At 59.5% G+C, this 11,045-nt stretch carries 9 protein-coding genes; 6 read left to right on the top strand and 3 right to left on the bottom strand.

Annotated features, from left to right (window positions below):
• Nucleotides 1-289: 289 nt before the first annotated feature.
• Nucleotides 290-1,063, top strand: coding sequence for a helix-turn-helix transcriptional regulator (locus tag PI739_RS19005; RefSeq protein ID WP_003369600.1), 774 nt, complete (start codon nucleotides 290-292; stop codon nucleotides 1,061-1,063).
• 89 nt (nucleotides 1,064-1,152) lie between these two features.
• Here the strand turns inward: PI739_RS19005 and PI739_RS19000 are convergent, their stop codons facing one another.
• The 3 genes from PI739_RS19000 to rpiB all read right to left on the bottom strand — a co-directional run bounded on the left by PI739_RS19000 (nucleotide 1,153) and on the right by rpiB (nucleotide 5,107).
• Nucleotides 1,153-3,528, bottom strand: a complete 2,376-nt coding sequence (locus tag PI739_RS19000) for a glucose/quinate/shikimate family membrane-bound PQQ-dependent dehydrogenase (protein WP_054081432.1) — start codon at nucleotides 3,526-3,528, stop codon at nucleotides 1,153-1,155.
• Nucleotides 3,529-3,597: 69 nt separating this feature from the next.
• Nucleotides 3,598-4,578: a sugar-binding transcriptional regulator gene (locus tag PI739_RS18995; RefSeq protein WP_003369595.1), complete on the bottom strand. Its 981-nt coding sequence runs from the start codon at nucleotides 4,576-4,578 to the stop codon at nucleotides 3,598-3,600.
• A gap of 67 nt (nucleotides 4,579-4,645) precedes the next feature.
• Nucleotides 4,646-5,107 (bottom strand): ribose 5-phosphate isomerase B, encoded by a 462-nt coding sequence (gene rpiB / locus PI739_RS18990; RefSeq protein WP_003434010.1) that lies wholly within the window; start codon nucleotides 5,105-5,107, stop codon nucleotides 4,646-4,648.
• A 278-nt stretch (nucleotides 5,108-5,385) separates the two neighbouring features.
• Here rpiB and PI739_RS18985 point away from each other — a divergent pair, with 278 nt between their 5' ends.
• The 5 genes from PI739_RS18985 to PI739_RS18965 all read left to right on the top strand — a co-directional run bounded on the left by PI739_RS18985 (nucleotide 5,386) and on the right by PI739_RS18965 (nucleotide 11,009).
• A complete protein-coding gene (locus PI739_RS18985; protein ID WP_054081433.1) occupies nucleotides 5,386-6,873 on the top strand; it encodes a sugar ABC transporter ATP-binding protein in 1,488 nt (495 codons plus the stop codon).
• On the top strand, nucleotides 6,870-7,847 hold the full coding sequence (locus PI739_RS18980; protein WP_003369589.1) for an ABC transporter permease: 978 nt from the start codon (nucleotides 6,870-6,872) through the stop codon (nucleotides 7,845-7,847). Before PI739_RS18985 ends, PI739_RS18980 begins: the two co-directional genes overlap by 4 nt.
• 43 nt (nucleotides 7,848-7,890) lie before the next feature.
• The gene (locus PI739_RS18975) at nucleotides 7,891-8,901 is read left to right on the top strand and encodes a substrate-binding domain-containing protein (RefSeq protein WP_054081434.1); all 1,011 of its coding nucleotides are present in this window, start codon (nucleotides 7,891-7,893) and stop codon (nucleotides 8,899-8,901) included.
• Between the two features lie 208 nt (nucleotides 8,902-9,109).
• Nucleotides 9,110-9,865 carry an SDR family oxidoreductase gene (locus PI739_RS18970; protein ID WP_003434013.1) on the top strand — a complete coding sequence of 252 codons (756 nt, stop codon included), beginning with the start codon at nucleotides 9,110-9,112 and terminating at the stop codon, nucleotides 9,863-9,865.
• Between the two features lie 28 nt (nucleotides 9,866-9,893).
• Nucleotides 9,894-11,009, top strand: a complete 1,116-nt coding sequence (locus tag PI739_RS18965; RefSeq protein WP_003369582.1) for an erythritol/L-threitol dehydrogenase — start codon at nucleotides 9,894-9,896, stop codon at nucleotides 11,007-11,009.
• The last annotated feature ends 36 nt before the right edge of the window (nucleotides 11,010-11,045 follow it).

The following is an 11,045-nucleotide window of genomic DNA, read 5'->3' as shown; positions in this document are numbered from 1 at the left end:
GACTCAAGGTCCTTCTTGGCAGGTAGGCAGCGGATTAAGCACTGCCGTCCCAGCTGTGTATGGCCCCTTAAACCCGGACAGTGCCGTACGGCCAAATGCCAGCGCAGATACACTTTCGGCGGATTGCAATCCTGTCCCTGTTTTTTGTTACAGACGCAGGATGAAAGCTTAGGCTGAATACCCAAAGACCAAGTGCCATCATCAGGCTTATCAGTAAGTGCAATCAGTAGTTGCCGCGCAGCAGTCGACATGGTCCGTCTTTGCGCGGTCGGAATCAGGAAAGCTCAAGATGAACACGGCGCAACATTTCGAGTACAACGACGACCCACGCTTTTATCTGCAACTGGCCAAGCTGGTATCCAGTACTGGCGACGACACTTTTGCCGGGCACATGCTGCAATTGGTGGATTCGCTGGTGCCCATTCACGGGCTTGGCCTCAGTGAATGGACGCTGGACCTGCGCGAGAGCAGTATCAGTCGTATCAATCTGCTGGGCAGCGCGGGCCTGCAGCATGATCCTCCCCACAGCGAGGACACCGGCCATCCTCTGCTCTCGAGCATTCTGAACATGCAGGACCCGCTGCTTGTCCAGCTCAGGACCCCGCTGAGCGCGCAACACCCTCAGCACAACACCCACCAGTGCAATCTGGTGTCCAGCCACGGTGAACGTCGACTGATCATCTGCTTTTATCGGCTGACCGCGCTGCGCGCGTTTTCCCTGACTGAGCTGTCCTTGCTCAAGAGTCTCTCCGACACGCTGCTGCCACTGGTCGAGCATCACGCACAGAGTCTTGCTCAGTCCAGCAGCAACGCCGCGCGGCTCGAGCCGGAACCTGGTTCGCTGGATCAGGCCTTCAGTGGCAGGCTGGCACAGGACTCGGTCACACTTTCAGCACGCGAGCAGGAAGTCTGCCTGGGCTTGCTGACCGGCGGCACCGTGGCTGAAATGGCACAGCGCCTCAAGGTCAAGAACAGTTCGGTGGAGACCTACCTCAAGCGCGCCACCGCCAAACTGGGCGTCAGCGGACGACATGGTCTGGCACGCTGGATGGCGGGTGATTGAAGCTCGCATGTTCCGGTGCCTGACCGGCAGCGATACGCCCCACGAAAAAAGGGCCATTAGAGGCCCTTCTCGCGCATACGCCTCTGCCTTCAATCAATCCGAAAGGCAATCACGCTGTCGCCCAATGTCGTACCGAGCGATCCGTGACCGCCGGCAGCAATGACCACGTACTGCTTGCCGTCGTTGCCGGTATACGTCGAAGGAATGGATTGTCCGCCTGCGGGCAACTCATGCTCCCAGAGCACTTCGCCATTATTAACGTCATAGGCGCGGAAAAAGTTATCCGCCGTTGCACCGTGAAAGGCCAATCCGCCTGCTGTCACCATCGGACCGCCATGGGCGACCATGCCCATTGGAAAGCCAACCGGGAAACGCTCCTGCATGAAGCTGGTCTTGAGGTTTTTGGTCGTGCCGACCCGGCGCATCCATTGGGTCTTGCCGGTCGTAAGATCGACCCCGGCCATGGTTCCCCACGGTGGCGCTGTGCACGGGATGCCAAGGCTCGAGGCGAATCTGGAAATACGGATGGCATAGTCACCGTCGAAGTTCTCGTTCCAGTAGGGTTTGCCTTCCTGAGTGAACAGACGTTTTTCCTGGGCCTGCTCGGGGCGCTTGATCAGGTTGTAGACATACGCCAGACGCACCGGTGCGGCGATCAGCACCTGGCGGTCAGGATCGACGGCTACCGAGCCCCAGTTGAACACGCCTATGTTGCCGGGATAGATCAATGATCCCGACTCGGTGGCCGGTGTCCACGGATTGCCGTCATAACGAAGTCTGTTGTAGGCGATCCGGCAAGCCATCTGGTCAAAAGGCGTAACCCCCCACATGGACTTCTCGGTCAGTACGGGAGGAATGAAGTTAAGTCGCGAGACCGGCTGGGTGGGTGCAAAGCGCTCGCCGTCGACACCACCCTCGGTGCGCACACTGACCTGATCGACAGGCACGATCGGCTCGCCGGTCAGTCGGTCAAGCACGAAAATATTGCCGACTTTGGTCGGTAATACCACCGCGGGCTGGCGGTTGCCGTCCTTTCCCAGGTCCAGCAGTGAGGGCTGTGATGGGTTATCGCGATCCCAGAGGTCGTTGTTCGAAGTCTGGAATCTCCAGCGCAGCGCACCGGTTTTCAGGTCAAGAGCCACCAGCGCATCGCGAAACTGCTCGGTATTGCTGTCAGGGTTACGCCGAGTGCCGGTTTCGTCGGGCGAAGCGTTGCCGAACGGGACGTACACCAGACCGTTTTTGACATCGGCGCTCAGGGTTGCCCAGGCGACCGGCGTGTCCTGCGGATAGCTCTGGTCAGCCGCTATGGGTTGGGTGTTTTTCGGATTTTGCGGATCGAAATTCCACACCAGCCTGCCAGTGATGACGTCGTAGGCGCGAATCACTCCGGACGGGTTGCCGTCGTTATAACCGTTATCCATGATCGAACTGCCGATCACGATCAGTTCGCCCGCAATCAGTGGCGCGGAGGTCTGCATGAGCGCGTGCGGGCGGATGGTGCCCATGTTGACGCTCAAGTCGATCACACCGCCGCTGCCGAAGTCGCTGCACAGGTTGCCGGTGTCGGCATCAAGCGCTACCAGTCTGGCGTCTGCGGTGGCGGTAATGATGCGTTTGGCGCATTGAGCAGGCTGTTGTGGCTGGCCAGCCGGGCTGGAGGCCGCAGAATAGTAGCTGACGCCGCGGCAGGTCTGGTGCTGCTGCAGGTACGAGCGTTTTTTCTCGGGGGTGTATTTCCAGGCCAGTTGCCCGGTCTGCGGGTTCAGTGCATGCACTTCGTTATGAGGCGTGCACACGTACACCCGATCGTTGATCTTGAGCGGCGTAGCTTCAAAGGTGTACTCACCGGCGTCCTTGTCCTCATCACGCAGGTCGCCGGTATGGTATTCCCAGGCCACCGACAGCTTGCCGACGTTGTCCGGGGTGATCTGATTGAGGCTGGAGAAACGCTGGCCCGCGTTGCTTCCGCCATACGCGGCCCAATCACTGCCTGCCGAGTCGGCGCTGCGGGTGGTCGCCACGTTGTCGATCCTCCCCTGCTGCGGGTACGGATCGTGAAACATCAGCGCAATCACGATCAGCAGCATTGCGCCAAGCGTTCCGCCAAGCAACGGGTGAAAACGACGGTTATCGGTACTTGAGCGCGCCTGATAAAGCGGCCGCACTACCCAAGGCATGGCCAGCCACAGGCCGATCAGTCCAAACAGATCGCCGCGAGGAATCCACTGCCATTTGTCGAGGCCGACTTCGTAGATGATCCAGATCAGAATCCCCCACATCATCACGGCATACAGGGTAAGCGCCGATTTTCTTTTCAGGAATACCAGGGTTGCTGTGGCCAGCAAACCCAGGGCAATCACCGAGTAGGCCGGTGAACCGCCAGCAGCCACCAATTGCGCGCCCATTAACAGCAGAATGAGGCTGAGTATCGCGATCACGATACCGGTCACTTTGAGAATCATCTTCCTTGCCCTTTATTGTTATTCAATCTTGCGCCGCGACATTTTCGACCACGGATTTCGTCCGTAGTGTCAGTTTTTGCGTGTCGCGTCATCCAGGGCAAGGATGGTGTGGGCGTTGGTGACGGTGGTTGCCAGGGTGTTGATCACGCCTGAACGCAAGGCGCCCAGCGTGGCGGCGGCCTTGGTGTTTTCGCTGGCAATGGCCACTACATCGGGGATACGAAACAATTCCTGCACGGTAAGGCCGATTACCCTGCCCTGTATGGCATTGACCGCAGGCTGGCCGTGAATGTCGATGAAGTCATAGCCCATCATGTCGCCCACCGTGCCGGACAGCCTGGCCTGAGCGATTTCCTGCGGAGAGAACCAGCCCATGCGCACCATGTTGCTGTTTTCGCTCATGTCACCAATGCCGATCAGCGCCATGTCGGCACGCCGTGCGCGGTCAAGCGTCGAGCGCACAGTGTCGTTGCTGATCAGAATACTGCGCAGCTCAGGGTTGGCGACCAGCGCCGGAGCGTACAGGCTTTCGCTTTCGCCACCGAACCGCAGCGCCAGACGGCGGCAAATGTGGTCGGGGTTCATGTACTCGCCCGCCTTGAGCGAGCCGCCAATAGCACAGACAAATGTGCAGTTGCGCGTCACCGGCAGGAACACGTTGTCCGCGACCGCACCCACATTGCGGCCCATGCCCACGGCGACGATCATGCCGTCACCAAGGGTCTTGTTGAGGTAGTTGGCAACCAGACTGGCGACCGCCGAGCGCTGAGTATCCGGGTCACTGTGGTCGACTGCAATCAACGCCCTGTCCAGCTGAAACCGTTCGACCAGCGCCAGTTCCAGCTCGTTGTTCATCGCCGGGTGCTGCAGCACCCGTACTTCGACAATCCCTTCATCGCGTGCGCGTTTGAGCAGTCGGCTGACTTTTGCGCGCGACAGGTCAAAGCGTTTGGCGATGGCTTCCTGAGTGACGTTCTCAAGGTAATAGAGCATCGCGACTTCAGTCATCAGATCGATGTCGCTGGCCATGCGCTGGGTACTGTCACTCATGTGGACGGGCTTCCGTTTCGGCGTCAAAGGCACATTCTCCCTACTCGCGCCCTGTCCCGTCCACTGACTATTGATGCCCGTCACGCTCTATCGCGTTGATGCGCTCGACCTTGGCGCCGGAGCGCGCGGCTTCGAACTCCGACTCCAGGAACGATTTGACGATGCTTTTCGCCAGTTCCGCGCCGATCACCCGTGCACCGATGGAAAGAATTTGCGCATCGTTGCTCTTGCGCGCCCGCTCAGCCGAGTAGGTGTCGTGGGCCTGGGCCGCACGAATGCCTAAGACCTTGTTGGCGGAGATGGCCATGCCTATTCCGGTCCCGCAGACCAGCACGCCAAGCCGCTGCTGCCCGGCATTAATGGCTGTGGCCACGGCCAGGGCGATGTCCGGGTAAAGCACCGGTGCCGTGGAATGAGTACCGAAATCGGTCACCGGATAACCCAGCGACTCGATATGGCGCTTCAACAATTCCTTGAGTTCATAACCCGCTTCATCACATCCGATAGCCACCGGGAAAGGTGTGTTCATGGCATCAGGCTCCGCTGCCGAGGTCTTATTATCTGACCAAATGTTCAATCGGTGAAATTCCGATCAGTCATTTCTGAAACATTAGCCTGGTTCTGTCAAGCAAGTTTTCCAACGAATCCTGAACAAAAGCTCAGAACTGCCGCAGGATTGCCTTTAAACGAACACTTGAAAACTTTTACAGGAAACAGATTGACTGATCAGAATTTCATTTGGTACACATATGCTCACTGAGCAACGCATCAGCACCTAATAAGAATTCACAGCACGAGGACACGCCAATGGCCAAGCCATTACTGCTCCAGGCTGAACACGTCACCAAGGCTTACGCTGGCATCCCCGCCTTGCGTGACGGGCGTCTCTCATTGCGAGCCGGAAGCGTGCACGCCCTGTGCGGCGGCAATGGCGCGGGCAAGTCCACTTTTCTGAGCATTCTGATGGGCATCACCCAGCGCGATGCCGGGACCATCCTGCTCAACGGCGAGCCAGTGCAGTTCAATCGCCCCGGCGATGCCCTGGCTGCCGGGATTGCGATGATCACCCAAGAGCTGGAACCCGTCCCCTTCATGACCGTCGCCGAGAACATCTGGCTGGGCCGCGAGCCGCGTCGGGCCGGGTGCATTGTCGACAGCAAGGAACTGAACCGACGCACCCGTGCACTGCTGGACGAACTGGAATTCGACGTCGACGCCACCAGCCCCATGCATTTGCTGAGTGTGGCGCAGATACAACTGGTGGAAATCGCCAAGGCCTTCAGCCATGACTGTTCGGTAATGATCATGGACGAGCCCACTTCGGCCATCGGCGAGCGTGAGGCGCAAACACTGTTCAAGGCCATCCGCCGGCTTGCCGCCCGGGGCGCGGGCATCATCTATGTTTCCCACCGCCTCAGCGAACTGGCACAGATTGCCGACGATTACAGCATCTTTCGAGACGGCGCCTTTGTCGAAAGCGGACGCATGGCCGATATCGACCGGGCCCACCTGGTGCGCGGCATCGTCGGCCAGGAATTGCAGCGTATAGATCACAAGGTCGGCCGAGAATGCGCGGTCGAATGCTGCCTGAAGGTCGAGGGCCTGAGCCGCAACGGCGAGTTCGAAGACATCAGCCTGCAAGTGCGTCACGGCGAAATTCTCGGTATTTACGGGCTGATGGGCTCGGGTCGCAGCGAGTTCCTCAACTGCCTGTACGGCCTGACCACCCCTGACGCCGGCAGCGTCACCCTGCAAGGCAAGCCAATGCCGGTCGGACTGCCCAAAGCGACCATTCGCGCGGGCGTCTCACTGGTTACCGAAGACCGCAAGGACAGCGGCCTGGTACTCAGTGGCAGCATCCTGTCCAACATCGCGCTGTCGGCTTACCGGCAGCTGTCGAACTGGTCGCTGATCGATGCCCGCAAGGAACACAAGCTGGCCGAAGACATGGTCAAGCGCCTGCAGATCAAGACGACGTCGCTGGATCTGCCCGTCGCGTCGATGAGCGGCGGCAACCAACAGAAGGTCGTCCTCGCCAAATGCCTGTCGACCGAACCGGTGTGCCTGCTCTGCGACGAGCCGACCCGGGGCATCGACGAAGGTGCCAAGCAGGAAATCTATCACCTGCTGGATCAGTTCGTACGCGCTGGCGGAGCCGCCATCGTGGTCTCTTCAGAAGCGCCGGAACTGCTGCGCCTGAGTGACCGAATCGCCGTGTTCAAGGGTGGCAGGCTGGTGACTATCAGCAGCGATGCCGATCTTTCCCAGGAAGTCCTGTTGAGTCTTGCCTCATGAATGCCAAAACCATCATTGCCCCAGCCTCCACGTCTCCACGCAGCCGCCTGCGCCTGTCTCTCGACCGTTTCGGGCTGCCGCTGGTGTTCATTCTGTTGTGCCTGGTACTGGCGTTTGCCAGCGAATATTTCATGACCTGGCGCAACTGGATGGACATCCTGCGCCAGACCTCGATCAACGGCATTCTCGCGGTCGGCATGACCTACGTGATCCTGACCAAGGGCATCGACCTTTCGGTCGGTTCGATTCTGGCGTTCGCTGGATTGTGCAGCGCCTTGGTCGCCACCCAGGGCTATGGTTTGCTGGCAGCAGTCAGTGCGGGCATGTTCGCCGGCGCCATGCTCGGCGTGGTCAATGGCTTCATGGTTGCCAATCTTTCGATTCCACCGTTTGTAGCCACCCTGGGCATGCTCAGTATTGCCCGCGGCATGACCTTCATCCTCAACGACGGCAGCCCGGTGACCGACCTGCCCGAAGAATACCTGGCGCTGGGTATCGGCCGCGTCGGCCCGATTGGTGTGCCGATCATTATCTTCGCGGTGGTCGCGCTGATTTTCTGGATGGTACTGCGCTACACCACCTACGGCCGTTACGTGTACGCCGTCGGCGGCAACGAAAAGAGCGCACGCACCTCTGGTATCGGCGTACGCAAGGTGATGTTTTCGGTGTACGTGGTTTCCGGGCTGCTCGCCGGACTGGCAGGTGTAGTGCTGTCCGCCAGAACCACCTCCGCCCTGCCCCAGGCTGGCATGTCCTACGAGCTTGACGCCATCGCAGCAGTGGTCATCGGCGGCACCAGTCTGTCCGGAGGCACCGGCAGCATCGTCGGCACGCTGTTCGGCGCACTGCTGATCGGCGTAATCAACAACGGCCTGAACCTGCTCGGCGTGTCCTCCTATTACCAGCAGGTCGCCAAGGGCCTGATCATCGTGTTTGCAGTGTTGATTGATGTGTGGCGCAAGAAAAAACGCTAAACCGGCATGAACGACTGACTACAACAATAACGAGGTTCTCATCATGAAATTCGGTACATCCCTGGCCGCGGTCGCGGCGTTCTCCCTGCTTGCCAGCAGTATCTCCATGGCCGCCGATGGCAAGACCTACAAGATCGGCGCGGCGGTGTATGGCCTCAAGGGCCAGTTCATGCAGAACTGGGTGCGTGAGCTCAAGGAGCATCCGGCGGTCAAGGATGGCACCGTGAAAATCACCGTGTTCGACGGTAACTACGATGCGCTGACCCAGAACAATCAAATAGAGACCATGATCACCCAGCATTACGATGCGATCATTTTCGTGCCCATCGACACCAAGGCCGGCGTCGGCACTGTGGCCAGGGCAATGGAAAACGACATTCCGGTCATCGCGTCGAACACCCGGGTTGCCGGCAACAAGGTGCCTTATGTCGGCAACGACGATGTCGAGGGTGGTCGGCTGCAGGCGCAGGCCATGGTCGACAAGCTCAAGGGCAAAGGCAATGTGGTGATCATCCAGGGACCGATTGGCCAATCGGCGCAAATTGATCGGGAAAAAGGCGAACTGGAGGTCCTGAGCAAACACCCGGACATGAAGATCATCGAGAAGAAGACCGCCAACTGGTCCCGGGCCGAAGCCCAGACCCTGACTGAAGACTGGCTCAACGCGCATCAGAACGGCGGCATTTCCGGGATCATTTCGCAAAACGACGACATGGCTCTCGGCGCCCTGCAAGCGGTGAAATCCCGCAATCTAAAGCCTTCCGATGTGCCGATCACCTCCATTGACGGCATGCCTGACGCCATCCAGGCGGCGAAGAAAAACGAAATCACGACCTTCCTGCAAGACGCCCAGGCCCAGTCCCAGGGTGCCCTCGATGTCGCGCTTCGCACCCTGGCCGGGAAGGATTACAAGCCGCAGTCAGTGATCTGGGAGCGCTATGCCAAGGACGTCAAATGGGGCGATGGCACCGACAAGAACTACATCCTGCCCTGGGTGCCAGTCACCGATGCCAACGCCGACGCGCTGTACAAGCAGGTCAGCGGCGGCAAGTAACCGGTCTGAGATTCCCGCTTCTGCCCGAAGGGTGTGGGAGCGAACCGGGCGACGCTTCGCTTGTTCGCGAAGACAGTATTTCAAACGACGCATTTTCGGCGGTCATACCGGCCTCTTCGCGAACAAGTTCGCTCCCACGGCCTTCGGCCAGAATCAAAAGCTAACGTGTTTGAATCTTCAAAAAAACAGCGCTACAGGAGTCATCTTCATGTCTGAATTCTGGAACAAGGCGTTCGATCTCAATGGCCGTTGTGCGGTCATCACCGGCGGAGCAGCCGGGATTGGCCTTGCCTGTGCCAGCCTGCTGGTCGCACGCGGGGCGCGGGTCGCACTGCTGGACCGTGATCCGGCAGTGGCCGAGGTTGCCGCCGGCCTGGGCAGCGGGCACCTCGGTATTGCCGTCGACCTGCGCCGGATCGATCAGGTCAACAGCACCATCGACAGCGTCTTCGAGCATTTCAAGCGCATCGATTATCTGGTCAACAGTGCCGGAGTTGCCCTGCTGGACAAGGCTGTCGACGTCAGCGAAGAGGCCTGGGACACGACGCTGGACATCAACCTCAAGGCCAGTTTCTTCGTCGCCCAGGCCTGTGCGCGACACATGCTCGGCCAAGGCAGCGGACGCATCGTCAACCTTGCCTCGCAGGCCGCGGTCATTGGCCTGGACAGGCACGTCGCCTACTGCGCGAGCAAGGCCGCAGTGGTCGGCATGACCAAAGTCCTGGCCATGGAGTGGGCGCCGCACATCAACGTCAACGCCATCTCGCCCACCATCGTCGAGACCGCGCTGGGCAAAAAAGCCTGGGCGGGCGAAGTCGGAGAACGGGCCAAAACGCAGATCCCGGCGGGCCGCTTCGCCCAGCCGGAGGAAATAGCCGGGCTGGCCCTGTACCTGCTCAGCGACGCCGCCAGCATGATCACCGGCGAAAACGTAGTGATCGACGGCGGCTATAGCATCCAGTAATTCATTTTCTGTCGTGAGGTTCATCGTCATGTCCACCGTCACCGAACGCACTGCCGAACAACTTTCACCGGTCATCCCGAAAACCATGCAGGCCGTGGTCTGCCACGGTCCGGAAGACTACCGGTTGGAAACCGTGGATGTGCCGACTCCCGGCCCCGACGAAATCCTGACCAAGGTCGAGCTGTGTGGCATCTGCATGGGCGACATCAAGACCTATCGCGGCGCACCCTCGTTCTGGGGCGATGCCGAGCAGCCTCGCTACGTCAAACCACCGATGATTCCCGGCCATGAATTCGTCTGTCGCGTGGTGGCGCTCGGCCCTGGTGCCGAAAAGCGTGGCGTGCAGATTGGCGACCGGGTGATCTCCGAACAGATCGTGCCGTGCTGGGGCTGCCGCTTCTGTAACCACGGACAGTACTGGATGTGCCAGAAGCACGACCTTTACGGCTTTCAGAACAACGTGCAGGGTGCCATGGCGCAGTACATGATTTTTACCAGGGAAGGCATCATTCACAAGGTGCCCGACTCGATCGCCCCGGACGAAGCCATTCTCATCGAACCTCTGGCCTGCTCGTTGCACGCAGCCGAACGGGCCGATGTCGACTTCGACGACATTGTAGTCGTCGCCGGTGCCGGCACACTGGGCCTCGGGATCATTGGCGCAGTACGCATGCGCAACCCGAAAAAGCTCATCGTTCTCGACATGAAGCCCGAGCGCGCTGCCCTCGCCCTGCGCATGGGCGCCGATGAGGTGTGGAACCCGGCCGAGGTCGACGTGCAGGCGAAAATCCGCGAGATAACCGACGGCTACGGCTGCGACATCTATATAGAGGCCACCGGGCACCACAAGGCCGTCAATCAGGGCCTGGCGATGCTGCGCAAACTCGGACGCTTTGTCGAGTTCAGCGTATTCAACGATGAAGCCACGGTGGACTGGTCGATCATCGGTGACCGCAAGGAACTGGACGTACTCGGTTCTCACCTCGGCCCCTACATGTACCCGCGCGCCATTGATTTTATCGGCAACCGCAAGATCGACATGCGCGACGTCGTCACGCACAAATTTCCCCTGGCGGAGTTCAAGGAGGCGTTTGCCGTCATGGAGCGCGGCGATAAATCATTGAAGGTGGTTCTGGAACCCTGATCCGCCCGATCCTTATAAAAAGAACACAGGAAATCG

The sequence above is a fragment of the Pseudomonas cerasi genome (genome assembly GCF_027983475.1).
Lineage (GTDB): Bacteria > Pseudomonadota > Gammaproteobacteria > Pseudomonadales > Pseudomonadaceae > Aquipseudomonas > Aquipseudomonas cerasi.
This window is presented reverse-complemented; position numbering and strand designations above follow the sequence as displayed.

What these genes read in the sequence shown, in the direction of transcription:
- PI739_RS18995 (WP_003369595.1), bottom strand. Translation starts at nt 4,578, where the DNA reads ATGAGTGACAGTACCCAGCGCATGGCCAGCGACATCGATCTGATGACT.
- PI739_RS18985 (WP_054081433.1), top strand. Translation starts at nt 5,386, where the DNA reads ATGGCCAAGCCATTACTGCTCCAGGCTGAACACGTCACCAAGGCTTAC.
- rpiB (WP_003434010.1), bottom strand. Translation starts at nt 5,107, where the DNA reads ATGAACACACCTTTCCCGGTGGCTATCGGATGTGATGAAGCGGGTTAT.
- PI739_RS18965 (WP_003369582.1), top strand. Translation starts at nt 9,894, where the DNA reads ATGTCCACCGTCACCGAACGCACTGCCGAACAACTTTCACCGGTCATC.
- PI739_RS19000 (WP_054081432.1), bottom strand. Translation starts at nt 3,528, where the DNA reads ATGATTCTCAAAGTGACCGGTATCGTGATCGCGATACTCAGCCTCATT.
- PI739_RS18975 (WP_054081434.1), top strand. Translation starts at nt 7,891, where the DNA reads ATGAAATTCGGTACATCCCTGGCCGCGGTCGCGGCGTTCTCCCTGCTT.
- PI739_RS19005 (WP_003369600.1), top strand. Translation starts at nt 290, where the DNA reads ATGAACACGGCGCAACATTTCGAGTACAACGACGACCCACGCTTTTAT.
- PI739_RS18980 (WP_003369589.1), top strand. Translation starts at nt 6,870, where the DNA reads ATGAATGCCAAAACCATCATTGCCCCAGCCTCCACGTCTCCACGCAGC.
- PI739_RS18970 (WP_003434013.1), top strand. Translation starts at nt 9,110, where the DNA reads ATGTCTGAATTCTGGAACAAGGCGTTCGATCTCAATGGCCGTTGTGCG.